Origin of the sequence: Massilia sp. METH4 (genome assembly GCF_037094685.1) — a bacterium.
Taxonomy (GTDB): domain Bacteria; phylum Pseudomonadota; class Gammaproteobacteria; order Burkholderiales; family Burkholderiaceae_D; genus Rugamonas.
Genome location: NZ_CP146614.1, coordinates 6,371,718 through 6,397,747 on the forward strand (window position 1 = coordinate 6,371,718; position 26,030 = coordinate 6,397,747).

General features: G+C 67.3%; 19 protein-coding genes. 4 read left to right on the forward strand and 15 right to left on the reverse strand.

Features of this window, described 5'->3' with window-relative positions; translation table 11 throughout:
* Positions 1-151 precede the first annotated feature (151 nt).
* The 4 genes from V6Z91_RS27810 to V6Z91_RS27825 all read left to right on the forward strand — a co-directional run bounded on the left by V6Z91_RS27810 (position 152) and on the right by V6Z91_RS27825 (position 4,930).
* On the forward strand, positions 152-1,792 hold the full coding sequence (locus V6Z91_RS27810; protein WP_338763983.1) for a Na+/H+ antiporter: 1,641 nt from the start codon (positions 152-154) through the stop codon (positions 1,790-1,792).
* Positions 1,792-2,892, forward strand: coding sequence for a histidine kinase (locus V6Z91_RS27815; protein ID WP_338763985.1), 1,101 nt, complete (start codon positions 1,792-1,794; stop codon positions 2,890-2,892). Before V6Z91_RS27810 ends, V6Z91_RS27815 begins: the two co-directional genes overlap by 1 nt.
* The gene (locus V6Z91_RS27820) at positions 2,880-3,611 is read left to right on the forward strand and encodes a LytTR family DNA-binding domain-containing protein (protein WP_338763987.1); all 732 of its coding nucleotides are present in this window, start codon (positions 2,880-2,882) and stop codon (positions 3,609-3,611) included. The genes V6Z91_RS27815 and V6Z91_RS27820 overlap by 13 nt, the downstream gene beginning before the upstream one ends.
* A 140-nt stretch (positions 3,612-3,751) precedes the next feature.
* Positions 3,752-4,930 carry an acyltransferase family protein gene (locus tag V6Z91_RS27825; protein ID WP_338763990.1) on the forward strand — a complete coding sequence of 393 codons (1,179 nt, stop codon included), beginning with the start codon at positions 3,752-3,754 and terminating at the stop codon, positions 4,928-4,930.
* Here the strand turns inward: V6Z91_RS27825 and V6Z91_RS27830 are convergent.
* The 15 genes from V6Z91_RS27830 to V6Z91_RS27900 form a co-directional block, all read right to left on the reverse strand.
* On the reverse strand, positions 4,923-5,867 hold the full coding sequence (locus tag V6Z91_RS27830; protein WP_338763993.1) for a sensor domain-containing diguanylate cyclase: 945 nt from the start codon (positions 5,865-5,867) through the stop codon (positions 4,923-4,925). The genes V6Z91_RS27825 and V6Z91_RS27830 overlap by 8 nt on opposite strands.
* A 57-nt stretch (positions 5,868-5,924) precedes the next feature.
* A complete protein-coding gene (locus tag V6Z91_RS27835; RefSeq protein WP_338763996.1) occupies positions 5,925-8,333 on the reverse strand; it encodes a penicillin acylase family protein in 2,409 nt (802 codons plus the stop codon).
* 424 nt (positions 8,334-8,757) lie between these two features.
* Positions 8,758-10,293 (reverse strand): PAS domain S-box protein, encoded by a 1,536-nt coding sequence (locus V6Z91_RS27840; protein WP_338763998.1) that lies wholly within the window; start codon positions 10,291-10,293, stop codon positions 8,758-8,760.
* A gap of 68 nt (positions 10,294-10,361) precedes the next feature.
* Entirely contained in the window at positions 10,362-11,501 is a 1,140-nt protein-coding gene (locus V6Z91_RS27845) for an esterase-like activity of phytase family protein (protein WP_338764000.1), read from the reverse strand.
* A 225-nt stretch (positions 11,502-11,726) separates the two neighbouring features.
* Positions 11,727-13,016, reverse strand: a complete 1,290-nt coding sequence (locus V6Z91_RS27850; protein ID WP_338764002.1) for a DUF3422 domain-containing protein — start codon at positions 13,014-13,016, stop codon at positions 11,727-11,729.
* Positions 13,016-13,957, reverse strand: coding sequence for a LysR family transcriptional regulator (locus V6Z91_RS27855; protein WP_338764005.1), 942 nt, complete (start codon positions 13,955-13,957; stop codon positions 13,016-13,018). Before V6Z91_RS27855 ends, V6Z91_RS27850 begins: the two co-directional genes overlap by 1 nt.
* A gap of 96 nt (positions 13,958-14,053) precedes the next feature.
* On the reverse strand, positions 14,054-15,019 hold the full coding sequence (locus tag V6Z91_RS27860) for a glycoside hydrolase family 43 protein (protein ID WP_338764007.1): 966 nt from the start codon (positions 15,017-15,019) through the stop codon (positions 14,054-14,056).
* A gap of 62 nt (positions 15,020-15,081) precedes the next feature.
* Positions 15,082-16,062 carry a glycoside hydrolase family 43 protein gene (locus V6Z91_RS27865; RefSeq protein ID WP_338764010.1) on the reverse strand — a complete coding sequence of 327 codons (981 nt, stop codon included), beginning with the start codon at positions 16,060-16,062 and terminating at the stop codon, positions 15,082-15,084.
* Positions 16,063-16,071: 9 nt separating this feature from the next.
* A complete protein-coding gene (gene yjfF / locus V6Z91_RS27870; RefSeq protein ID WP_338764012.1) occupies positions 16,072-17,076 on the reverse strand; it encodes a galactofuranose ABC transporter, permease protein YjfF in 1,005 nt (334 codons plus the stop codon).
* Positions 17,073-18,164, reverse strand: a complete 1,092-nt coding sequence (locus V6Z91_RS27875; RefSeq protein WP_338764015.1) for an ABC transporter permease — start codon at positions 18,162-18,164, stop codon at positions 17,073-17,075. The genes yjfF and V6Z91_RS27875 overlap by 4 nt, the downstream gene beginning before the upstream one ends.
* Positions 18,161-19,711 (reverse strand): sugar ABC transporter ATP-binding protein, encoded by a 1,551-nt coding sequence (locus V6Z91_RS27880; protein ID WP_338764017.1) that lies wholly within the window; start codon positions 19,709-19,711, stop codon positions 18,161-18,163. Before V6Z91_RS27880 ends, V6Z91_RS27875 begins: the two co-directional genes overlap by 4 nt.
* A 2-nt stretch (positions 19,712-19,713) precedes the next feature.
* Positions 19,714-20,691, reverse strand: coding sequence for an ABC transporter substrate-binding protein (locus V6Z91_RS27885; RefSeq protein ID WP_338764019.1), 978 nt, complete (start codon positions 20,689-20,691; stop codon positions 19,714-19,716).
* A gap of 136 nt (positions 20,692-20,827) precedes the next feature.
* Entirely contained in the window at positions 20,828-23,170 is a 2,343-nt protein-coding gene (locus tag V6Z91_RS27890; protein ID WP_338764021.1) for a glycoside hydrolase family 127 protein, read from the reverse strand.
* A gap of 231 nt (positions 23,171-23,401) precedes the next feature.
* Positions 23,402-24,424, reverse strand: coding sequence for an arabinan endo-1,5-alpha-L-arabinosidase (locus V6Z91_RS27895; protein WP_338764023.1), 1,023 nt, complete (start codon positions 24,422-24,424; stop codon positions 23,402-23,404).
* 57 nt (positions 24,425-24,481) lie between these two features.
* On the reverse strand, positions 24,482-26,029 hold the full coding sequence (locus tag V6Z91_RS27900) for an alpha-L-arabinofuranosidase C-terminal domain-containing protein (protein ID WP_338764025.1): 1,548 nt from the start codon (positions 26,027-26,029) through the stop codon (positions 24,482-24,484).
* Between the last annotated feature and the right edge of the window lies 1 nt (position 26,030).

The window sequence follows — 26,030 nt, forward strand, 5'->3', positions numbered from 1 at the left end:
ACTCCTCGCCTGCCACCGCGTACGATTCCTCCCCTGCCACGGGCGCCATTCCTCCCCCTACCACGGGGCGCCGTCCCGGCCTCTATCACGGCGCGCCATCGCGCCCCCTATAATTGCAGCGGTCTAGCAAAGTAAGGGGCGTCTCGCAACAATGGATTCAATCGAAATCGTACTGGCCATGCTGCTGGCCGTGGTGGCCAGCGCCTATCTCGTGCGCGTATTGCCGGTATCGCTGCCCTTGCCGCTGGTGCAGATCGGCCTCGGCGCCGCCATCGCCGGCTACACGGGGCATGGCGTGCAACTCGATCCCGCCCTGTTCTTCCTGCTGTTCCTGCCCCCGCTGCTGTTCCTGGACGGCTGGCGCATCCCCAAGAGCGGCCTGTTCCGCGACAAGGGCATCATCCTCGAGCTGGCGTTCGGCCTCGTCATCTTCACCGTGGTCGGCGCCGGTTTCCTGATCCATTGGCTGATCCCGGCAATGCCCTTGCCGGTGGCCTTTGCGCTGGCGGCCATCGTGTCGCCGACCGATCCGGTTGCCGTCGGCTCGATTGCCTCGCGGGCGCCGATCCCGAAGCGGCTGATGCACATCCTGGAAGGCGAGTCGCTGCTCAACGACGCCAGCGGCCTGGTGTGCTTCCGCTTCGCCGTGGCCGCGGCGATGACGGGCGCGTTCTCGCTCACGCAGGCATCGCTCACCTTCGTCTGGCTGGTCGGCGGCGGCATCGCCGCCGGCGTCGGCGTCACGCTGCTGGTCACGTGGGCGCAGCGCTGGCTGTTCCGGCATTTCGGCGAACCGGCCGGCTCGCCCATCCTCGTCAACCTGCTGATCCCGTTCGGCGCCTACCTCGCGGCCGAGCACACCCATGCCTCCGGCATCCTGGCCGCCGTGTCGGCCGGTGTCACGATGAGCTTTGTGGAACTGTCCGGCCAGGTGATGGCCACCACGCGCATCCAGCGCTCGGCCGTATGGGACACGGTGCAGTTCGCGCTGAACGGCGTGATGTTCGTGCTGCTGGGCGAACAGCTGCCCGACATCCTGCACGGCGCCCGCGTGTCGCTCGACCAGAGCGGCCACCTCAATCCGTGGTGGCTGGTGCTGTACGCGTTCGCGATCTCGTTCGGCCTCCTGGCGCTGCGCTTCATCTGGGTCTGGACCACGCTGCGCGTGACCATCTACCGCAAAAGCCTGCGCGGCGTGGATGCGCCGAAGCCGCCGCTGCGCCTGTTGCTGGCCACGTCGCTGGCCGGCGTGCGCGGCGCCATCACGCTGGCCGGCGTGATGACGCTGCCCCTCACACTGCCGTCCGGCGCGCCGTTCCCGGCCCGCGACCTGACGATCTTCCTGGCCTCCGCGGTGATCCTGATCTCGCTCGTGATGGCCAGCATCGGCCTGCCGCGCCTGCTGGCCGGCATGCACTTCCCGGAGGAACCGGCCGAGCAGCAGGAAGAAGACATGGCGCGGCGCGAGGCGGCCAGCGCCGCCATCGCGGCCGTCGAACGCGCGCAGATGGAGCAGTTGCAGGGCGGCCGCGATGCCGACATGTACCCGGAGGCGGCGGCGCGCGTGATCGCGCTCTACCAGCACCGCCTGGACACCACGGCCGCCGTCGACGACGAGGACGTGGCCCGCTACCGCAAGCTCGACGCGGCCGAGCGCGTGCTGCGGCTAGCCGCCTTGCAGGCCGAGCGCCGCACCATCTTCAACCTGGCGCGGCACGAACACATTTCCGACGAGATTTCGCGCAAGCTGGTGCGCGAAATCGACCTCGTCGAGGCGCGGCACAAGCACTGATGGAAGACCTGCGCCTTCACCTTCACCTGCGCCGGCGCATGCGCCTCGTCATCGGCGGGGCCTGGATCCTGTTCTGGATCCTCATGATGGTGACGGCGGTGCAGGATTTCCTGCGCCACGACGACGGGCCACTGTGGCGCCCGCTGCTGTGGGAAGGCTCGTCGGCCGTCACCGCCACCGTCCTGCTGCTGGTGCAGCGCCGCTTCACGCGGCGCCACGACCACCTCGTGATCCGCCCGCGCGCCTGGTTCGCGCGCCAGGCCCCCTGGCTGCTGCTGTACTGGGCCGCCTTCGTGCCGCTCGCGTTCGGGATCCGCCACGCGGTCTACGGGCTGGCGGGAGACGTCTACCCGCATGCCTCCTGGCCGCGCGTATTCGTCTACGAGAATGTGAAGATGACGATCTTCTTCGCCATCTTCGTCGTTTGCACGTTCGGCGTGCTGTCGTGGCAGGTGCTGCAGGGCGAACGGCTGCGCGCCGAGCGCATGGCCACCCAGTTGCGCACCGCCCAGCTGCACGCGCTCACGCAGCGCATGCAGCCGCATTTCCTGTTCAACGCGCTGAACACGGTCGCCGCCGTCATGCATGAAGACGTGGAGCGCGCCGATGCCCTGCTCGTGCGCCTGTCCGAACTGCTGCGCGCATCGCTCGCCACGGGCACGCAGCAGGTGCCGCTGGCGGACGAGCTGCGGCTGCTGCGCGGCTATGCCGAGCTGATGGCCGAGCGCTTCGCCGACCGCGTGACGATCGCCTGGCGCGTGGCCAGCGGCCTGGACGACTTGCCGGTGCCGGCCATGAGCCTGCAGCCGTTGCTGGAGAACGTGTTCCGCCATACGGTGGAACGGCACACCGCGCCTGTCCACGTAACCATCTCGGCAAGGCGCGATGGCGCGCGCCTGCTGCTCGTCGTCGAGGATGACGCCGGCAACCTGGGCGGCCCGCCCGCTCCCGGCGGCACGGGCAGCGCGCTGGCGAACCTGCGGGCCCGCCTCGCCGCCCTGCACGGAGAAAACGCCACACTGACGTTGACCGCGCTGGCCCCGGCCGGCGTGCGCGCCGAACTGGCGCTGCCCTGCGCGGAGGCCGCATGCGCATCCTGATCGTGGACGACGAACGCCCGGCACGCGACCGCCTGCACCGGCTGCTGGCGGCGCACGAGGGCATCGCCGCGGTCGACGAAGCCCGCGACGGCATCGAAGCACTGGCGAAGGTGGCGGCATTCCAGCCGGACGCGCTGCTGCTCGACATCCAGATGCCCGGCATCGGCGGGCTGGAGGTTGCCGCGTCGCTGCCCGATCCGGCGCCGCACGTGGTGTTCGTCACCGCCCACGACGAGTTCGCGCTGCGCGCCTTCGACGCCAATGCCATCGACTACCTGCTCAAGCCCTGCGACCCGGCCAGGCTGGCCCGGGCGCTGGCCCGGCTGCGCGAGCGGCTCGCCAGCCGCGTGCCGGTGCCGGCACCGGCCGCCGGCCTGCTCCCGAACCGGTTGCTCGTCACCGAACGGGGCGTGACAAGGATCGTGCGCGTCGCCGACATCCGTTGGCTGGAAACGGCCGACAACTACGTTGCCCTGCACGACGGCACCGGCGCGCCCCTGCTGCGGCAAACGCTGGCCGGCCTGATGGCGACCCTCGGCCCCGCGTTCGCCCGCTGCCACCGCCGCGCCGCCGTCCACCTGCCCTGGGTCGCCCGCGTCGTCGCCAACGACAAGGGCGACGGCCACATCGAACTGGCGGACGGCACGACCGCGCCGCTGAGCCGGCAATACCGCTCCACCGTCCTCGCCGCCCTCGCGCAACCACCTGCTAGCCGCTGAGCCCGTGTCACGGGGCCAGGCACCATGACACGGCCACAGCAGTTCCGCTTCGCCCCGGCCGGCTCCGCCTCGCCCCATTTCCCTCGCGCGCCGGCATGCGCCGGCCTAAGCTGCCGTCATTCCCCCATCACGACGACGCCATGCAAAACGACAACCGCCTGTACTTCCTCGACTGGCTGCGCATCCTCGCCTTCTTCCTCCTCATCCTCTACCACACGGGCATGTATTACGTGACGTGGGACTGGCACGTGAAAAGCCCGCACGCAGGGCACGCGATCGAGCCGCTGATGCTGCTGTCCTCGCCGTGGCGGATGTCGCTGCTGTTCCTCGTTTCCGGCGCGGCGACGGCTTTCCTGGCGAGGAAGCTCGCCACGGGGCGCCTCGTGCGCGAGCGCAGCGCGCGGCTGCTGGTGCCGCTGCTGTTCGGCATGCTCGTGGTCGTGCCGCCGCAGCCGTATTTCGAGGTCGTGGAGAAGCTGGGCTACGCCGGCAGCTACGCCGACTTCATGCGGCTGTACCTGGGTGGGCACGACGGCTTTTGCAGGGACGGCGACTGCCTCTCGCTGCCCACCTGGAACCACCTGTGGTACCTGCCCTATCTGTGGACCTACACGCTGGTATTGGCCGGGCTGTTCGCGGCGCTGGGCCGGGCCAGGCTGGAAGGAGCCGGCATGCGTCTGGCCCGCCTGCTCGCGGGCTGGCGGGCGCTCGCGCTGCCGGCGGCGGCGCTGGCGCTCATGCGCGTCCTGCTGAAGCCCCATTTCGAGGAAACGCACGCGCTGGTCGACGACTGGTTCAACCACGCCACGTATCTGCCGCTGTTCCTGGTTGGCGCCCTGCTCGCCAACCAGGCCGCCTTCTGGGGCGAACTGGAACGGCTGCGCCGCAGCGCGCTCGCCATCGCGCTGGCCTGCTGGGCGGCGCTCGTGGCGTACTACCTGCAACCGGAAGCGCTACAGGTGTGGCCCGCCGCCGCGCGGACGGTATGGGCCACCTGCCAATGGTGTGCGATCGTGGCCGCCTGCGGTTTCGCGCGCCGCCACCTGGCGCACGACGGCCCGGCGCGGCAATACCTCACGCAGGCGGTATTCCCCGTCTACATCCTGCACCAGACGCTCATCGTGTGCTTCTCGCGCATCCTGCTCCCGGCCGCGCTGCCGCCGGCCATCGAAGGCATCGTGCTGGTGGCGATGACCGTGACGGCCAGCTTCGGCATCTTCGAGGGCGTGCGCCGCGTGCCGGCGCTGCGGCCCCTGTTCGGCTTGAAGCGGCTGGAGGGGCGCGCACCGCCGGCGGCGGCCGCGCCCACCGTCAGTTGAGAACCTTGCGGCTGCGCTTGGCGCGGCCCATCTCGGCATCGGCCATCGCGAACGCCTCGGCCAGGTCGTAGCCGGGCTTGCGCAGTGCCATGCCCAGCGAGGCCCGCACATCGGCGGCGGCCAGCGCTTCCTGCACGCGCAGCAGCAGCGCCTGGGCGTCGAAGTAATCGCATTCGACCATCAGCATCGCGAACTCGTCGCCACCCAGCCGCGCGACGGTATCGGTGCCGCGCGTGACCTCTTCGAGCGCCCGCGCGGCGCGGATCAACAGGCCATCGCCGGCCGCCTTGCCTTGCGTGTCGTTGGTGAACTGCAGGTCGTCCAGGTCGATCGACACCACGCAGGCCGAGTGGCCGTAGCGCTTGCAGCGCTCTTCCTCGCGCTGCAGCAGCATCTCCCAGCCGCGGCGGTTGACGAGGCCCGTCAGCGCGTCGCGCGTGGCGTCCACGTCCACCCGGTCCGCGCGCCGCGCCGCGCCGCCGGCGTCGAGCTCGGTGGCCAGGATACGGCTCAGCAGATCGCCCATCAGGTTCAGGGTGTCGATCTCGTCGCGAATCGCGTCGGGCTGCGGCGCGGGATCGAGGCCGCACAGCGTGCCGAACAGCGAGCCGTCGGAGCGGCGCAGCGGCACGCCCACGTAAGCCCCGGCCGGCAGGTGCTCCGACAGCGGCGCGTGCGCATAAGCCGGCACGTCGTGGGTGGAGGGGGCGATGCCGGGGCCATGGCCCAGCACCATGCGCGAGCAGTAGGTGTCCGTCCAGCGGAACGACTGGCCCGGCTGCACGTCGAAGGCGGCGTCCGCCCCCTCCGCGCGCTCGACCTGGAGCACGATCCAGTCGTCTCCCTCGGTCCGCGTCACCATCCACAACTGCAAGCCCAGCCGGCGGCGCAGGTAAGCCATCGTGGCCTGCGCGGCGGCAGCGAAATCGTTGATCATGCACGCCTCTTCGGTGTTAATGTCGCGGGCACATTATGCACCGAAAGAGTGATGGATTCACGGCACGAGGGATAAAGTGTGCCGGGGTGGTCCCGGCAACAGGGGCGTGGCGCGACCCTGCACCCAGTCTGCGTGGCCGGCCAGGAAATACGGCGACAGCGGATGGCCGCTCTGCCCGCCGGGCATATTGAAGATGCCGGCCTCTTCCTTGCCGGGCGAGACCGTGAAGCGCTCGGATTGCCCGAATGTGGCGCCGGCCACGCGCGGCATGTTGCTGTCGCCGGGCAACTGGTCCGGCGGCACGCTCAGCCAGCGGCGCAGCGCGGGCACGGCGCCGGCGATCGGATGGGCGATGGCGGCCGTGTTGAAGGCGCCCCAGGTCGCTTCCTTGAGCGGCTTGCCGTCGGCCGACAGGTCGGCGATCGTGCGGTCCAGCGCGGCCAGTTGCAGGTCGCGCCAGCTGGCGTACTGGCGCGGCAGCCAGCCAGCCGGCTGCTCGTCGAGCAGGCGGTCCAGCACGTCGGGCCAGCGCTTGCCGGCCAGCGCGGCATTGCCGTCCCACTGCTTCAGCTGCATGTTGACGCCGCCGTACAGCAGGTCGTACAGGTTCCACATGAAGCCGCGCGCGATGCGGTAGCCGGTCGCATCCACGCTGGCCCGGCCGGTCCAGCCGGCGCGCAGCGCCTGCAGGGCTTGCGCACGCTGCGGATCGGCCTTCACGGCCGCATCGTCCAGCAGCGCCAGCGCGCGCTCGCGCCACGGCGCCAGGAACAGCGCCCGATCGTCCAGCATCACGCCGTAGACGCCCTTTTCGTCGGTGCGCTGGCCCAGGGCCGCCAGCGCGTCGCGCGCCTGCCGGGTGCGCGCCCCGAGGTCGTAGCCGCCGTCGCCCAGCAGGGCCGCGCCCGGCCCCGCCAGCTGCCGGCTGTTCGCGGTCACGAGCTGCCCGCCGGCCGGGTTCACCACGCGCGGGTATTCTTCCGGCCGCAGCCAGCCCTGCCAGCCGGCCATGCCATCGGCCAGCGGATACGTGGCATCCTCCGCGGGCCGGGCGCGGCGCGGCAACGGGCCGGCGATGGTCCAGCCGATATCGCCGGCCGCGTCGCCGGCCACGAAATTCTGCGCGGGCATGCCGGCGCCCGCGGCCACCGCCAGCGCCTCGTCCAGGGTGCCGGCGGTTTCCAGGCGGCGCAGGTTCACGTTCAGCAGCCGGCTCTCGTGGGCGATCCAGTGCAGCGCATACGTGCGGCCGCCGCCGTCGAACAGCGGACCGCGCGAGCTCTCGCGCACCGTCATCGTTTCGGCCGGCGCGCCCTTGACGAGGATCGTCTCCTGGTGCGACACCGGAATTTCCCACTTGCCGTTCAACCGCACCTGGCCTGGCCGGCCGGGATCGGTGGCGGCCGGCACCAGGTCCAGGAAGTCGCCATAGCTGTTGGTGAAACCCCAGGCCACGCGGCCGTTGCTGCCCGCCACCAGGAAGGGCGTGCCCGGCAGCGTGACGCCGACGATGCGGCGCGTGCTGCCGTTGCTGTCCGGTACCTGCAGCAGCGCGCGATACCAGGTGTTGGGCAGCTTGATCCCCAGGTGCATGTCGTCGGCCACGATGGCCGCGCCGGTGGCGCTGCGCCCTCCCGCCACGGCCCAGTTATTGCTCCCGACGTTGCTCTCCATCGCATCGAGCGTTTCGGCGGCGGCCAGCAGCGCGGCATCGCGCGGCCCCGGCTGGCCCCACCACGGGGGCGCACTGTCGGGGATCGGCGCGTGCGCCAGCGCGATGTCGCCCGCGTCCACCGGCGCATCCCAGCGCGAGGCGTCCGGCAGCAGGAAGGCCAGCTGTTCGGGCGTGGCATTGTCGCGCAGCCAACCACGCGACAGTTCGCGCCGCATCCCGGCACCCTGCAGGTCGAAGTACATGGCGCAGATCACCAGCAGCGTGTCGTGCGCAGTCCAGGCGCGCGGCGCCTGCATCAGCAGGCCGTATTCGAACGGCCGCGTGCCCAGCGCGTTCAGGCCGTCGTTCACGCCGGCCGTATAACGTTCCAGCAACCGCCGGTCGGGCTCGGGAAGCAGCCGGTAGGCTTGCGCGACCCGGGCGCGGAAGCGGTGCAGCCGGTGTTCGCGGTCGGTGGGGAGCGCCTTCGGTCCGAACAGCTCGGCCAGCTCGCCGGCCGCCACGCGGCGCAGCAGGTCCATCTGGAAGAAGCGGTCCTGGGCATGCACGAAGCCGGTCGCATACGCCACGTCGAGCCTGTCGCCGCCGGTGATCGACGGCACGCCGAGCGCGTCGCGCTGCACGGTCACGGCGGCGCCCAGGCCTGGCGCGGTGAGCTTGCCGTCGACCTGGGCCAGGCTGCCGCGCAGGAAGAACCATAGCGCCATCGTCACCACGACCACCAGGGCCAGCAGGCCCCATCCGATGCGCCGGGCCCAGCGGCCCCTGGGAAGCTTCCGTCCTGCTGCCATGCCCTTGCTCCCAAAGTCACTCTGCGGCGCATCTTGCCAGAAATCCAATGCGAACGGGAGCAAAAAATACAGGCGGACGGTAGCGGCATGGCAGAGTGCCAGGGCGCGTGTCCCTGTTCCACCATTTCCGTATCGCCATGCTGGTTGCCCCCAAACCCGACAACGAGGCAGCCCGCCTCGCCGCCCTGTATGCCCTGCTGTTGCCCGACACGCCGCCCGGGCAGCGCTTCGACCGTATCGTCGAATTCGCCGCAAGGGAGTTCGACGTGCCGATCGCCCTCATCACGCTGCTCGACGACGAGCGCCAGTGGTTCGAGGCGGCGACCGGCATGGGTGCCACCTGCCGGACCAGCCGCGACAACTCGTTCTGCGGCCACACCATCCTGAAGAACGAAATCACGGTGATCGAGGACGCGGCGGCGGATCAGCGCAGCGCGCCCGCCTGGGGTTCCGGCACCTCGCACTGCTCCAGCGCATACGGCAGCCGCAGCGTGAACACGCTGCCGCGTCCGAATTCGCTGCGCACGGCGATGCGCGCGCCGATCAGGCTCGCCAGCCGTTCCGAAAGATGCAGCCCGAGGCCGGTGCCTTCGAACTGCCGGGTATTGCCCTGGTCGATCTGCATGAAAGGCTTGAAGAGCAGGCCAAGCTTGTCGCGCTCGATGCCGATGCCCGTGTCGATCACGTCGATCAGCACCGCGGTGCCGTCGTCCTTTCCACCTTCGTCGATATCGATCTCGACCCTTACCTCGCCCCGCTCGGTGAACTTGATCGCATTGTTCATCAGGTTGATGACGATCTGCTGCACCGCGCGCTGGTCGGTGCATACGGTGACATCGCGGTCGGTCTGGCGCACGTGCAGCGCCAGCCCCTTCGCCTGCGCCATCGGGGCGAACATGTCCACCACGTCCCTGACCAGCCGACGGCAATCGAACAGCTCTCTTTTCAGGTCCACCTTGCCGGATGCGATCTTGGTGATGTCGAGGATATCGTTGATCAGCGACAGCAGGTGGCGCGCGCTGGACTGAATGGTGCGCAGCTGCCGCTCCTGCTCCTCGTTGACGGGGCCGGGCAGGCGCATCAGCAGCGTTCCCGTGAAGCCGATGATGGCGTTCAGCGGCGTGCGCAGCTCATGCGACATCGAGGACAGGAAGCGGTCCTTCGCCAGGCTGGCATCGGCCAGCTCGGCGTTCTTTTCCTGCAGCGCGCGCTCGATGCGCTTGCGCTCGCTCATGTCGCGGATCGCGCTCATCACCAGCGTGCCCTCTTCCGTGGCCAGCGGCGAGAGGCTGATCTCGACCGGGAATTCCTCGCCGCTGCGCCGCAGGCCATACAGCTCGCGGCCGATCCCCATCGGCCGCTGGGAGGGCGCCAGCGAGTAAGCCATCATATGGCCCACGTGCGCCCTGCGGTAGCGCTCGGGGATCAGCACCTCCAGCGGCTGGCCGGGCAGTTCGCCCGAAGGGTAGCCGAACAATTCATCGGCCTGGCGGTTGGCCAGCACGATGCGGCCGGCCGCGTTGGCCATGATGATCGCATCGGGCATGGAAGCGAGGAGCGTGCCGAAGCGCGCGCCCACCAGCGCGGCGTCGCGCATCACGCGCAGCGGCGTGACATCCTTCTTGGTCCACAGGATGCAGTCGGGCCGGCCGTCGATGCCGCGCACGGCCTTGCTGGAACTGTCGATATAGATCAGCGCACCGGCCTTGGTACGGCGCATCGACTCGTAGTTGGCCGAGCCGTTGGCCAGGGTGTCGAACATGATCGCGCGCTCGCTGTCGCGCATCGCCGGCGGCACGATCAACTCGCCCAGCGTGCGGCCCAGCGCTTCCTGCGCCGTGTAGCCGAACACAGACTCGGCGCCACGGGTCCAGTACAGGACGGCGCCATCGGTGGCGGTGACGATGACCGCATCCGGCGTTTCGTCCAGGATCAGCTTGCCGAAATCGATGTCTCTCATGGTACGTGGTCGCCACAGCGGGGACTTCGCAGCAGCTTACCCATTTTCAAGGAAGTACCGAGCACGGCTCACGGCGGCAGCAGCTCGAACAGTAACAGCTGGGTGACCTGGCTCTTGCTGAAGTTATCGTCCGTGACGAACACAATCGTCGCGTGGCCGTTCGGCAGCCGCGGGCCGATCGCGAAGCCTTCCACGTTGTCGAGCACGGGCAGGCCGAGGGTGGCGAAGTCCAGCACCAGGCGCTTGGCGGCCGGCCGGATTGGCGCGCCAGCCAGCGCGGGCATGGCCGCGACGTCGCTGGCATGCGTGAGGTCGGCTTCGTACAGGCGGATGTAGTTGCGGTAGCGGCCATCGTTCCCCTGCACGGCCGCGCGCTCGAGTACCAGCAGCGTGCGCGGGCCGGTGGTCACGATCTCGGAGATGCCGTTATCGGCCGGCTTGCCCTCGCCCGGCGCGGCGGGAATCGCATCGATCGGATAGGCGAACTGGCCCAGCATGCGGCCGGCACGGTCCAGCTGCGTGATGCGGGCGAACGCGCCATGCTCCGGCGTGGGCGGCTCGCCATCCTCGTACAGCGGCGCCTCCAGCGCCAACCACAGGCTCGCGCCGCCGGGCGCCAGGGACAGGCCTTCGAGATTGAGGTTGTTGCGCACGCCCCGCTCGCGGTCGGGCCAGGCGCGCAATATCGCGGGCAGTGGCAGTTCGCCGCGCATGGCGCCGTTCGCGTCGGCCTGGCGCACGAAGGGATCGTGGCCGAGGCCGCGGTCGCCTTCGCTGGTGTACCAGATCGTGCCATCGTGCGGGTCGACGCGGAGCGACTCGATATCGGCCACCACCCCGCCCTGCGCCTTCTGCTGCTTCACGCCTGGGTAGGTGCTGCCGTCGGGCTGGCGGAAGAACTGCACGGCAGTCAGCTCGACCGCCTCGAAGGACCGTGCCGTGAAGTGCAGCCTGGCGCGATAGAAGCGGGCCGGCTCATGGCCGGAGCGGTCGTCGCTGGCCAGCACCCAGTCGCCGCGCGCCGCGTCGTAGTCGATGCCGGACAGGCCACCGACCGTGGTGCCCGCGAAGCGCGTCTTCAGCGGGATGCGCTGCTCGCCGATGAAGCGCAGCCCCGCCGCCCCCCGCTCGGCCGCCGGCCCCGCCGCGCACCCCGCCAGCACCCCGGCCAGTCCCACCGCCACCGCCCGCCCGATCCAACGCTTCATGTCGCTCCACACGTCCAGTCAACGCAACATTATGGCAGAGCCGGCACACCGTGGCCTTTCTACAACGGGGACAGTCCCCCCGCTGCGGGGACAGTCCCTGGTGTTGTTTTACAACCAGCGGGCTGGGCAGTCACGCGTCAACGACGGGGACAGTCCATCCGCTGCGGTGTTGTAAAAATTCGGGGACAGTCCCTGGTGTTGTTTTGCAACCAGCGGGCTGGGCAGTCACGCGTGGCCGCGGTGCAGGCGCTTGTGCATGTTGCGCAGCGTGAGCCACACGCCGCCGGCGACGAGGGGGACGGCGATGCCGATCAGCGCGTCGGCGTTCGGTACCAGGCCGAACACCTTGGCGCCCTTGATCGAGTAGCCCAGCAGGCCGACGACGTAATACGAGATCGCCGCCACGGAAAGCCCCTCCACCGCCTGCTGCAGCCGCAGCTGCTGGGCGGCGCGGGCGTTCAGCGATTGCAGGATCTGCCGGTTCTGCGTTTCCTGCACGATGCCCACGCGCGTGCGCAAGAGGTCGTTGCTGTTGGCGATGCGGCGCGCCAGCGCTTCCTGCCGCGCGGCCACGGCCTCGCAGGTGCTCATCGCCGGGGCCAGGCGCCGCTCCATGAATTCGGCGACGGTGGGCACGCCTTCGATGCGCGTCTCGCGCAACTCGTCGATGCGGGCGTTCACCAGCTTGAAGTAAGCCTTCGACGCGGCGAAGCGGTAGCTGTTATCGAGCGACAGCTTCTCGATGCGCGCGGCCAGGTGCGTGATCTTCTGCAGCAGCGCCTGTTCGGTCGTGCCGTCGGACGCCAGCAGCGCCTCGGTCGCCTCGGCCAGTTCCTTCTCGACGGCGTTCAGCTCCGGAACGGCGCGCTGCGCGGCCGGCAGGCCATACAGGGCCATCATCCGGTACGTCTCGATTTCCAGCACGCGCTGCACCAGGCGCCCGGCCTGCTGTTCGCGCATGCGCACGTCGTTGATGACGAAGCGCGAGAAACCGTCGGCCTGGATGGCGAAATCGGAGCACACCTCGCCGCCCTGCATCACGCTGCTGGCGGCCAGCGACACGTGTTCGAACAGGTCCTGCACCGGCGCGTGCTCGCCCGCCCCGCCCTTGCGCAGGATGACGTGGGCCGCCACCAGGATGCGTCCCTTCAGCGACAGGAGCCACTCCTGCGGGATGTGCCCGATCGGCATGCGCTCGAAGTCTTCCGCTTCCTCGGTGCGCTCGGCGAACGTGTAGGTGGCGAACTCGGAGTGCAGTTCCCACTTGAGCCGGAAGCGGCCGAAGTCGTGGTAGAAGAAGCCGCCGTCGCGCGCCGGCGCCGCCACGCCGAAATGCGCGCACAGGGCCGCCAGCAAGTCGTGCTGGGCCTGGGCGTTGTTGTTGCGGCCATGCCCGAACACGGCGATGTGGGAGATGCGCTCCGGCGCGCGCAGCTTCAGGAACGGCCGCGAATGCAGTTCGGCGGCCAGCGGCACCCTTTGCGGGTGGTTCAGGCTCGAAAACACGAACGACATCAGTACACCTCCTTGGCGGTGCTGCGCACGGCGGTGAGCAGCAGGTTCGCGCCGGGCGACAGCAGGTGGTCCTGCTGCCGGATGATCCCGAACGCATCCATCTTGAACGGCAGCTCGATCGGCAGGATCGTCAGCACATTGAGCGATTGATAATACCGCGCCACGTCCACCGGCATCACGTGCAGCGTGTCGGTCTGTTGCAGCAGCGCCGTGATCAGCAGCAGCGCGGTCGTGTCGACGGTATTGGCGGGCGGCTCCAGCCCGGCGCGGCGGAACATCATGTCCACGCGGTGGCGCAGGATGCTGCCCTGCGGCGGCAACACCCAGGGGTGGCCGGCGATATCCTTCAGCGTGAGATTGGGCGCACTGGCCAGCGGATGGCCGATGCGCGCCACCGCGCACGCCGGCTCCTCCGTCAGCTCCTCGTAGGTGAGCCGCGAATTGGTGTCGTGTTCGAGGATGCGGCCGATCATGAAGTCCAGCGTGCCCCGCTCCAGCATGTTCAGGAGCGTGTTGGACGGCTCCATGTGCACGCCGATGCGCAGCAGCGGCGCCTGCTGCTTGACCTTGGCGATCGCCTTGGGCAGCAGCGACATGGCCGGCGTCATGATCACGCCAATCTCGACCTGCCCGACAAGGCCGGATTTCAGCGCCAGCACGTCGTCATGCGCCAGCGACAGGCTGGTGAGGGCCATGCGCGCGTGGCGGATCATCGTTTCGCCGAACAGCGTGGGCTCCATGCCGCGCGGCAGGCGCTCGAAGAGCTTCACGTCGAGCATCTCTTCGAGGTCCTTGATCTGCTTCGACGCCGCCGGCTGCGTCATGTGCAGCGTCTCGGCGGCGCGATGGATGTTGCGTTGTTCGTCCAGCGCGATCAGCAGCAGCAGCTGTCGCGTCTTCAGGCGCGCGCGCAGGAACCAGTTGGGATTGAGTGTATCCATCGGCGAATCATATCATTGCCGAGTTTCACTCCGGCATTAAGGGCCTTTTGACGGGCCTCTTTTGCAAGTCTCGGCTGTCGTTACCAAACAACCAATTTACTTGCACCCCGGAGCCGGATTGGCAGGCGGACCTTCCGCCGTCTGTGGAATGAACGGGATCGTGCCGTCGGCGTTGTACTTGAACTCTTCCACGGCCACCGAGCGACGGTGCTCGCCGCCGGCCGGCAGGTCGGCGTTGTGGTACACCACGTAGGACTTGCCGTTGAATTCGAGGAAGGCGTGGTGCACGGTCTTCGTCTTCCTGTTCGCGTCCATGAACTTGCCGCGGTAGCGCCACGGGCCCGTCGCCTTGTCGCTCGTCGCGTACACGCTGTATTCCGGCCAGTCGCGCGAGTACGACAGGTAGTAGATACCGTTGCGCTTGTGCAGGTAAGGCGCCTCGGTGAATTGCGGCAGGCCTTCGGTCACGATCGGGCCGTCGAGTTCCGTCATGTTCTTCTTGAGCTTCGCGTACTTCAGCACCTGGTTCCCCCAGTACATGTACGGCGTGCCGTCGTCGTCGATGAAGACCGTGGGGTCGATGTCGTCCCAGCCGATATCGGTCTGCAAGGTCATCGCATTGGTGATCAGCGGCTTGCCGATGGCGTCCCGGAACGGGCCCGTGGGGCTGTCCGCCACGGCCACGCCGATCGCCTTGGCATCGGCCGCGCGTTCGGTCACGGTGGCGAAGAACCAGTACTTGCCGCCGTGCTTGACGATATCGCTGGCCCAGGCGGAATCCTTGGCCCACTTGAACGTATCGTAGCGCAGCGCCGTGCCGTGCTCCTTCCAGTTCTTCATGTCGCAGCTGGACACCACCAGCCATTCGTTCATCACGTAACCCTTGTCGTCGGGCGACTCGTCGCGGCCCATGTACACGTAGGCGCGGCCGCCGTCGACCAGCGCCGCCGGGTCGGCGGTGAACTTGTCCTTGACGAGGGGATTGCCTGCCAGCGCTGGCGCGGCGCACAGGATGGCGAGTGCGGAAGCAGTGAAACGATTGATGTTGATGCAAATGCGCATGAGGTCTCCGATCCGGGAACGTCGATGCGGTCGCGGGCCGATCCGGCCCGCGCCGCACTACTTTATTGTTGCGGCTTGCAGGCCGGCGTTGGATTGGCCGCCGGGCCTTCCTTCGTCTGCGGGATGAACGGGATGGTGCCGTCCGCGTTGTACTTGAACTCTTCCACGGCCACCGAGCGGCGGAACTCGTCGCCTTCCGGCAGTTCGGCGTTGTGGTAGAAGATGTAGGACTTGCCGTTGAAATCGGCGATCGCCTGGTGGATCGTCGGCGTCTTTTTGTTCTGGTCCATGATCTTGCCGCGGTAGTGCCACGGGCCCGTCACCTTCTTCGCGGTCGCGTACACGGTGTGCTCCGGGAATTCACGCGAATAGGACAGGTAATAGATGCCGTTGCGCTTGTGGACGTACGGTGCCTCCGTGTAGTGCGGCAGGCTGGTGGTCTGGATGTCGCCATCCATCTCGATCATGTTCTTCTTCAGCTTCACGAACTTCAGGGTCTGGTTACCCCAGAACAGCCACGGCGTGCCGTCGTCGTCCACGAAGATTCCCGGGTCGATGTCATCCCAGGCGATGTCCGTTTCCTTCGTCATGTCGTTGGTGACGAGCGCCTTGCCGATCGCGTCGCGGAACGGGCCGGTCGGACTGTCCGCCACGGCCACGCCGATGCCCTTGGCGTTGGTGCTGTTGTCGTGCACGGTCGCGTAGAAGTAGTACTTGCCGCCCACCTTCGCGATGTCGCTGGCCCAGGCCGAGCCGCCGGCCCACTTGAACACGTCGTAGCGCAGCGCCGGGCCGTGCGCCTTCCAGGTCTTCATGTCGCAGGTCGAGTACACCAGCCACTCGTTCATCACGAAGTCCTTGTCCAGCGGCTTCGGACGCGCCTCGTCGTGGCCGGCGTACAGATACAGGCGTCCATTGTCGACCAGCACGGCCGGGTCGGCCGTGAACTTGTCGGCGAACAGGGGGTTGGCGGCGAGCGCCGGGACGGACGCGCAGGCGCCCGCCACCGCGAGCGCCAGGGCGCCGAGGTGTTGCAGTTTCATTGGATCTCCTCAGGATTGTTGCGAGCGGACGGACAGCAGCCGTTGCACCACGCAGAACAGGAACAGCAGGCCGCCGATGACGATTTTCGTCCACCAGGAACTCAAGGTGCCGTCGAAGGCGATCAAGGTCTGGATCGTGCCCAGCACCAGCACGCCGGACAGCGCGCCGGCCACGTAGCCGTAGCCGCCCGTGAGCAAGGTGCCGCCGATGACGACCGCGGCGATCGCGTCGAGCTCCGTGCCCTGCGCATGCTGGCCATAGCCGGACAGCATGTAGAACGCGAACAGCACGCCGCCCAGCGCGGCGCAGAAGCCGGAGAACGCGTACACGCCGATCTTCGTGCGCGCCACGTCCAGGCCCATCATCAGCGCCGACTGCTCGTTGCCGCCAATGGCGTAGACGGCGCGACCGAAGGCGGTGCGGCGCGAGGCCCAGATGGCGATCGCCAGCACGGCCAGCGCTATGGCGGCGCTCGGCGAAATGAAGCCGCCAATGAAGGGCAACTGCGTCTGCGACGCGGCCACGAACAGCGGGTCCTCGATCGTGATCGACTCGATGCTGATCAGGTAGCACAGGCCGCGGGCCAGGAACATGCCGGCCAGGGTCACGATGAAGGGTTGCAGCTGGAAGTAGTGGATCAACGCGCCCTGCAAGGCGCCGAACACGGCGCCGAACGCCAGCACGAGGGCGATCACGGCCAGCGGGTTCCAGCCCCTGGCAAGCAGCGCGGCGGCGATCATCGTCGTGAGCGCCAGCACGGAACCGACGGAAAGGTCGATGCCGCCGGCCAGGATCACGTAACCCATGCCCACCGCGATCACCAGCAGGTGCGCATTGTCGATCAGGAGGTTCAGCAGCACCTGGCCGGACAGGAAACCTTCGTAGGCAGAGCCGCCGGCGGCCAGCAGCACGGCCAGCAGGATCACGGTGACCAGCGACGTGAACCACGGCGCGCTCATGATGTTGGGGCGCGCCGCGCCGCTGGCGTGGCTGTTCATGACGGCGGTGTTCATTGACGGCCCTTCCACAGCTTCTGGAAACCCGTCGATTGCGACAGGCATACGATGAATACGACGATCGCTTTCACGACCATATTGACTTCCGGCGGCACGCCCAGCGAATAGATCGTCCACGTCAGCGTCTGGATGATCAGCGCGCCGATCATGGAACCGATCAGGCTGAACTTGCCGCCGGCCAGCGAGGTACCGCCCAGCGTGACGGCCAGGATTGCGTCCAGTTCCAGCAGCAGGCCGGCGTTGTTGGCGTCCGCGCTCTTGATGTTCGAGCTGATCATCAGGCCGGCCAGGCCGGCGCAGGCCGAGCAGAACACGTAGGTGAAGAAGATCAGCGTGGCCGTCTTGATGCCGGCCAGCCGCGCCGCGACCGGATTGATGCCGACGGACTGGATGAACAGGCCCAGCGCCGTTTTCTTCAGCAGCAGGCCCACCACCAGCAGCACCGCGGCCACCACCCACAGCGAAACGGGCAAGCCAAGCAGGTAGCCGCTGCCCAGGAAGAAGAACGGTTCGTAGTACACGGTGACGATCTGGCCATCCGTGAACAGCTGGGCCAGGCCACGGCCGGCCACCATCAGGATCAGCGTTGCAACGATGGGCTGCAGCTTCAGGCCCGCCACCAGCGCGCCGTTCCACATGCCGCACAGGATCGCGATGCCCATCGCGGCGGCCAGCGCCAGCGGCATCGGCGTATTGGCCACGTATTCCGGCTGGCCGTTGTTGATCACCATCGTGCCGCCGATCAGCATGGCGGCGACTGTGCCGGAGAGCGCTACCACCGCCCCCACCGAAATATCGATGCCGCGCGTGGCGATTACCAGCGTCATGCCCAGCGCCGCCAGCATCAGCGGCGCCGCGCGGTTCAGGATGTCGATCAGCGGGCCATACAGGTGGCCATCCTTGATTTCCAGGTTCAGGAAGCCGGGGATGAAGATGATGTCCAGCACCAGCAGGGCGGCCAGCGCCAGGATCGGTTTCGCCAGCGAATGCGACAGCAGCGAAGCTTTCGCGGGCGCCACCCTGGCGGGCGCGGAACCCGCCGGCGCGGGGCTTGGCGCCGAGGGCGCCGTATTTACCTGGGTCATGCCGGTGTTCCTTCCGATATACCGTCCCGTACTGCGTCCGTCTCGCCTGCGATCACCTGCAGCACGGTCTCGTCGTTCAAGTCGCCGCGCACGTATTCGCCGCATTTCTCGCGGTCCCGCAGCACCACCATGCGGTCGCTGCAGCGCAGCACCTCCGGCAGCTCGGACGAGATGAACAGCACCGACATGCCCGTCCTGCACAGCGTGGTCACGTAATCCATGATTTCCTGCTTGGCCCGCACGTCGATGCCGCGCGTGGGTTCGTCGAGGATCATCAGCTTCGGATCGGTGGCCAGCCAGCGCGCCAGCAGCACTTTTTGCTGGTTGCCGCCGGACAGGGTGCCGATCGGCGTTTCGATGCTGGCCGTCTTGATGCCCAGCCATTTCACGTAGTTCTCGGCGATCTCCTGCTGCAGCTTCATGGGAATCGCCTTCATCATGCCGGCACGCGCCTGCATCGCCAGGATCAGGTTCTCGCGCACGGACAGCGACAAGATCGCCCCCTCGTGCTTGCGGTCTTCCGAGCAGAAGCCGATGCCGGCGGCGATGGCCTCGCGCGGCGTATCGAACCGGCCAGTCTTGCCGCCGATCGTGATGCTGCCCATATCGGCCTTGTCGGCGCCGAACAGCAGGCGGGCGAGCTCCGTGCGGCCGGAACCCAGGAGCCCCACGAGGCCCATGACTTCGCCCTGTTTGATCTCGGCATCGACGGGCTTGAGCGCGCCGCGGCGGCCCAGGCCCTCGATCGTCATCAGGGTGCCGCCGGCATGGTGCGCCTCCATGGCGCTCGGTGCCGTTGCCTCGGCCTGCTGAGCCGGGGCGCCGATCATCTTGTTCACCAGCGCCAGGCGCGAAAGTTCGCTGGCCGGGTATTCGCCTTCGCGCTCGCCGTTGCGCATCACGGTGATGCGGTCCGAGATCGCGTAGGTCTGGTCCAGGAAATGGGTGACGAACAGGATCGCCATGCCCTGCTCGCGCAGGCGGCGCAGCACGCGGAACAGCAGCTGCACTTCCGCCTCATCGAGGCTGGACGTGGGTTCGTCGAGGATCAGCACCTTCGACGAGATGTTCAGCGCCCGCGAGATTGCCACCATCTGCTGGATCGCCAGAGGGTAGCGGGCCAGCGGCTGCGTGACGTCGATATCGATTTCCAGCTGGCGCAGCAGCGTGGCCGCGTCCGCGCGCATCTTCTTCCAGTCCACGCCGAACCAGGTGCGCGGGTAGCGCCCGATGAAGATGTTTTCCGCGACCGACAGGTTCGGGCACAGATTGACTTCCTGGTACACGGTGGAGATGCCCAGTTCCTGCGCTTCCAGCGTGGAATCGGGCTGCACCCGCTGGCCGTCCAGCACGATGGTGCCTTCGTCCGGCGTGTACACGCCCGTCAGCACCTTGATCAGCGTGGACTTGCCCGCGCCGTTCTGGCCCATCAGCGTGTGCACCTCGCCCGGGTACAGGCGCAGTCCGGCATTGGACAGCGCCTTCACGCCGGGGAAGCTTTTATGGATGCCGGTCAGCTCGAGGACCGGCTGCTTCACCGCCGACATGATCAGTATTTACGGTTCGGGAATTCTTTCAGCGCCACTTCGGCCGGGAACACGCGCTCCTCGACGACGAGGCGCTTCGGCACCTGCTTGCCGGCCTTGACGTCCTTGGCGGTCTGCATCAGCAGGGGGCCGAGCAGCGGGTTGCATTCCACGGTCACGTTCAGCTTACCCTGCATCATGGCCTCGAACGCGCCGCGCACGCCGTCCACGGAGACGATGACGATATCCTTGCCCGGCTTCAGGCCCGCTTCCTCGATCGCCTGGATCGCGCCGATCGCCATGTCGTCGTTGTGCGCGTACAGCACGTTGATGTTCTTGCCGTGCGCCTTCAGGAACGCTTCCATCACTTCCTTGCCCTTGGCGCGGGTGAATTCGGCGGTCTGCGTGCGCAGCAGCTTCAGTTGCGTATTGCCCTTGGTGACTTCCTCGAAACCGGTCTTGCGGTCGATGGCCGGCGCCGAGCCGACGGTGCCCTGGAGCTCGACGATGTTGAACGTCTTGCCCGGCTGCTTCTTCACGTAGTCGTTCAGCCAGCGGCCGGCGCGGCGGCCCTCTTCCACGAAGTCCGAGCCGATCAGCGTCACGTACAGCGACTTGTCGGCCACGTTCACGTCGCGGTCCGTCAGGATCACGGGGATGTTGGCGGCTTTCGCCTCGCGCAGCACGGTGTCCCAGCCCGATTCAACGACCGGCGAGAAGGCGATCACGTCCACTTTCTGGGCGATGAAGGAGCGGATCGCCTTCACCTGGTTTTCCTGGCGCTGCTGCGCATCGGCGAACTTCAGGTTCACGCCCGCCTTCTTGGCTGCATCCTTGATCGACACGGTGTTCGCGGTGCGCCATTCGGATTCGGCGCCGACTTGCGAGAAGCCCATCACGAGGGGCTTGGCCGCCAGTGCGGGGATGGTGGTGCCGGCCAGTGCCAGTGCGAGTGCGGCCGAGCCTGCCGCGGCGATGAAAGTCCTGCGCTGTACAGTCATGCGTGTCTCCGTGCTGTGGTATTGCGGATTGTGGACGCAACCAATGAATTGGATGCAATTATTCTTCTACGGCTATGGTAGAAGAAATTGCCATGCCGAACCAATATATTTTTTCGTCGCTGCCATATGTTTTTTATTATCGCAGCAGCCTCAGACCGTACAGGCCGCCGGCGATGGAGCCGGGCTGGGCAACGAACTTCACCTCGACCTTCTTGCCCAGGTCTTCCGGCAGCGTGAAGTCGCGCGTGTAGAACGCTTCGCCCTCTTTCTTCAGTTCGACCTGGGACAGGAGCTTGCCGTCGACGAGGATGTCGAACTTGCGCCCGGCGTCGCCGGATGCGAACGTCAGGCGCAGCACCTTGCCCTCGCCTTTCGGGTTGTTCAGCACATAGCTGAACCAGCCGGTGGCATGGCGCCAGTGGCGGCCGGCGTTGATGCCGGCGTCGGCGCCCTCCCCCTGGAAGGCATGGTCCGATTCCGGCTGCTGCTCGCCGGGAGCCAGCTGGTCCACCGTGCGGGCGTTCAGGGCCAGGCGTTCCTTTTCCTCCTGCGCCGTGCGTTCCTGGAGCGCCGCGTAGCCGGACGGTGTCGAACGCTGCCAGTACATCGTGTAGCGGGAATCGTGCAGGCGGAAGAATGGTATGAGTTGCAGGCCGCGTGCATCGTTCGGGCCGCGGATCAGGTCCGGGGCGGTGAACGTCAGCGGCTGGCCTTTCACGGGCCTGATCTTGCTGGTGAAATCCTTGGCGTCGGAGACGAACATGGGCGCCGCGCCGAGGGGGCAGATCTCGCCCTTGGCGATGTGGCCCATGCGCGAGTCGTCGGCGAAGACGTTCAGCTTCTCGTCCTTGAAGGGTGCCGTCTTGGCGGCCAGGACGATGGGGCCGTGCATCACGGCGTACCAGTTCGACTTGTCCGGCATCTGCTCCAGGTGCGTCTTCATCGGCAGCTTCAGTTCCACCGTGTCGCCGTCGCGCCATGCGCGGTCGATGCTCACGTAGCCGTCGTCGCCCGCCTGGGCCTTGAACGGCTTGCCGTTGACCTTCACCGTCATCGCGCCCTTATCCACCCAGGCGGGATGGCGCAGCTTCATGGCGAACTTGCCCTCGCCGTGGACCGTGACGCGGGTGCTGTCCTCGTCCGGGAAGCTGGTCGCCTGGGTGATGCGCACGCCCTTTTCCTGCCAGGTCAGCTCGGAGGGGATGAACAGGTTGACGAACAGCGCATTCGCCTCCCTCGCGTAGATGAACTGGCCGTATTTCGCATGGCTCTCGATGCCGGAGCCCACGCAGCACCACATGCCCTGCTCCACCTGCGAGTAGACGCGGTAGTGGTTCGGGCGCATGGGCGTGAAGTAGACGAAGCCGCCCGTTTCCGGGCGCTGCGACGAGAGGATATGGTTGTACAGCGCACGCTCGTAGTAGTCGCCGTAGCGCGCCTGCGGCCTGGCGGCGAACAGCAGCTCGGTGAGCTTGAGCATATTGTAGGTGTTGCAGGTTTCCGGGCCTTCCACGTCGTCGATCATGGGGCCGAAGTCCTTGTGGTCGTGGAAGTGCTCGCGCACGCTGTTGCCGCCGATGGCGACGCTGCGGTTTTCCACGACGGTCTGCCAGAAGAAGCGCGCCGCCTCGCGCATCTTCGGGTCGTTCGTCATCGCGCCGATGCGCTCGAAGCCGATCACTTTCGGGATCTGCGTGTTGGCGTGCAGGCCGGTCAACCGATCCTTGCCCTGGGTGAGCGGGTCGAGCACGGCGCGGTGCGAGAAGCGCTGGGCCAGGTCGAGGTACTTGCGCTCGCCCGTCATCTCGGCCACGTCGGCCAGCACCTCGTTCATGCCGCCGTGCTCGGCGCGCAGCATGGCCTGCATCTGCTGGTCGTTCAGTTGCGACGTGAGCTTGCCCGCCCAGTCGGCATACGCGACGAGCATCGCCTTCGCCTCTTCATTGCCGCCGATCTTGTACGCATCGCGCAAGCCGGCGAAGGTCTTGTGCAGGTTGTACCAGGGCACCCACTTGCCATTGACGGAGAAATTATCCGCGTGCAGTTCGCCCCGGGCGATCTTGGCCCACGCCTCCTTCCCACCCGGCACGCCGCCCAGGTAGCCGTCGCCGCCCGCCTCCTGGCAGCGTTGCAGCTCGCGCACGAAGTAGTCGAGGCGCTGCTTCACCTGCTGGTCGCCGGTCGCCGCGTACATCAGGGCCAGTGCCGACAGGTAGTGGCCGCCCATGTGGCCATCGAGGCCGCTGGACTCCCAGTTCCCATACGACTGCTTCACCGCCGGCAGCCCCGCCTCGCGGCGGAACGGCGCCAGCAGCCGATCCGGATCGAGCGCCATCAGGTAGCGCAAGTCGGTCTGCTGCGCTTCCAGGAACGGGCCAGGCGCCAGGCGCACGTCGCGCAACTGGAACAGGTCGGCGGCCTGGGTGGAGAACGACGCCGCCAGGGCGGCAGCGAGGACGAGGCGACGGGTGGTCAGCATGGATGGTTCCCCCTACAGTTCAGCCCGTGTCAAGGGGTCAGGCACCTTGACACGGGCTCATCTATTGCCGCGCACCTGGTCCTGCTCTGTGTGCTGGCAACGGCGCGTTATTGTGACGTTTCGACGGCATCGCGTGTCATGGGGTCAGGCACTGTGACACGGACTCAGCCATTCCGAACCGATGAGCCTGTGTCATAGGGTCAGGCCACCATGACACAGGCTCATCCGCAGTTACTTCCCAGCCGGCAGCAGCACGCTCTGATAGCTGTTCAGCTGGGCCGGATCGACGACCGGCCAGCCGGCGGCGTCCCACTTCATGTCGAGCACCTTCAGCTTCTGCCGGTAGTCGTCCGCGCTCTCATAGGCGTGCAGGACGAGCACGTCGCGGCCGTCGAACGTGTAGGCGCTGTTGTGGCCCAGGCCGATCCAGTCGCGGTTGCCCTGGATGACGAGCGAACCGCCGCCCTTGGCCATGTCCTTGCCTTCCTTGTCCAGGTACGGCCCCGTGACCGTCCTGGAACGGCCGACGACGACGTGGTAGGTGCTCTTGGCCTTCTGGCAGCACAGGCCCCAGGAGGCGAACAGGTAGTAGTAGCCGTTCTTGCGGAAGATGAACGGCGCCTCGATCTCGGCCGGCGCGGCCGATTCGTCCGGCTCGAACGCGGGCCGCTCGCGGCGGGCAATCGTGTGCCACTCCTGCGGCTCGGCGGGCCTGGTCCAGTCGGCGTTCAGCTTGAACAGCTTCAGGCCGATCCAGAACGAACCGAACGCCATCCAGCCATTGCCCTTCTCGTCGGCGATCACGGCCGGGTCGATCGCGTTCCACAGGTCGCGGCCCGGCACGGACTGGATCACCATGCCCTGGTCTTCCCACTTGTAGTCGGGCGAGCGCGGGTCCAGCGTCCTGTTGACGGTGACACCCATGCCGGACGTGTTCTTGCCGAAGCCGGACACGGAATAGTACAGATAGTATTTGCCGTTGTGCTGCACGATGTCCGGCGCCCAGATATGGCCGTCGAACGTGGGCGCGGCCTTCTTCGCCCACACGGGGTCCTTCTCGAACACGCGGCCCTCGGGCCGCCAGTGCTTCATGTCCTGCGAGCTGTAGAACGTGATGCCCGGCCCGGTCGAGAACACGTAGTACGTCTTCCCTTCCTTGGCCATCACCGGATCGTGCACGCCCACCTGCGCCGCCTGCGCAGCGGCCATGCCGGCGACCAGCGCGGCGGCCACTGCGAAATATCGAAACTTCATGAATACTCCTTGATGCTGAACCGTGTGGCAGGGGCTTGCGCCCCTGCCCTCCTACGCTTACTCGACCGAGCCGACGAGCACGGATTTCGCCGGCAGCTGGATCGTGAGCTTGCCACCGGCGGCTTGTGCCGTGTACGCGGCCGGCTTGACGGCGCTCGGCGCGTCGAATGTGTTGTGCGCATCCATCTTCGGCGCGGTCAACACCTGGCCGGTCAGTTTCGCCGCACCGGCGCTACCCACGTTGACGGTGACTTCGGTCGCCTTGTTCGGGTCCGTGTTCACGAGGGCGAGGTAGACCTTGCCGTCCTTGGCACGCGCGGCCGAGGCGCTCACCTGCGGCACCGATTCGCTGCCCACGCTGTACGTGGTGTTGTTCTGCAGCGAGACCGGCAGCGAGGTGGCATCCTGGAACGGCACGTACATCTTGAACGCGTGGTAGGTCGGCGTCAGCACCATGCGCGTCTTGTCGGTCAGGATCATCGCCTGCAGCACGTTGACCATCTGCGCGATGTTCGTCATGCGCACGCGGTCGGCATGCTGGTGGAAGATGTTGAAGTTCAGCGCGGCCACGACGGCGTCGCGCAGGCTGTTCTGCTGGTACAGGAAGCCGGCGTTGGTGCCCGGCTCCACGTCATACCAGGTGCCCCACTCGTCGACGAACAGGCCAACTTTCTTTTCCGGGTCGTTCTTGTCCATTACAGCCTTGTTGTCGCGGATGAACTTGTCCATCTTCAGCGTGTTCTGCATCGTCGAGAACCACTGGTTTTCCGGGAAGCCCGTGGCGGCGCCCTTCACTTCCCATTTGCCGGTCGGGATCGTGTAGTAGTGGAAGCTCACGCCGGCCATGTCGTTCTTGACCTCGCGCGTCAGCACGTCGGCCCACTTCACGTCGTCGGTGTGGCCGCCGCTGGCGATGATCTGCGGCTTGAATTCCTTGGGCGCGCGGATGAAGGTGGTGGTGTTCTTGTACAGGTTCGCGTAGTGCTCGGGGGTCATGTTGCCGCCGCAGCCCCACATCTCGTTACCGACGGCGAAGAAGTCCACCTTCCACGGCTTGTCACGGCCGTTCTTGCGGCGCAGCTCGGCCAGCGTGGACTTGCTGGGGGACGTCATGTACTCGATCCACTCGCTCATCTCCTGCACCGAGCCGGAGCCCAGGTTGCCGTTGATGTAGACCTGCGCGCCCAGCAGCTCGGCCAGGTCGAAGAATTCATGGGTACCGACCGCGTTGTCCTCGGTGACGTTGCCCCAGTTCGTGTTCACCTTCACCGGGCGCTTGCTGCGCGGGCCGATGCCGTCGCGCCAATGGTATTCGTCGGCGAAGCAGCCGCCCGGCCAGCGCACCAGCGGCACGCGCAGTTCCTTCAGGGCGCCCACCACGTCCTTGCGCCAGCCCTTCGTGTTCGGGATCTTCGAGTCCGGCCCGACCCACATGCCTTCGTAGATGCCGGTGCCCAGGTGCTCGGCGAACTGGCCGTAGACGTTCTTGTCGATGACGGGGCCCGGCTTGGCCGTGTCGATCGTCACGGCGACCTGCGCGAAGGCGCTGCCGCAGACTGCCAACGCAGTGGTTACGCTGAGGGCGAGGATGGTACGTCGGATCATG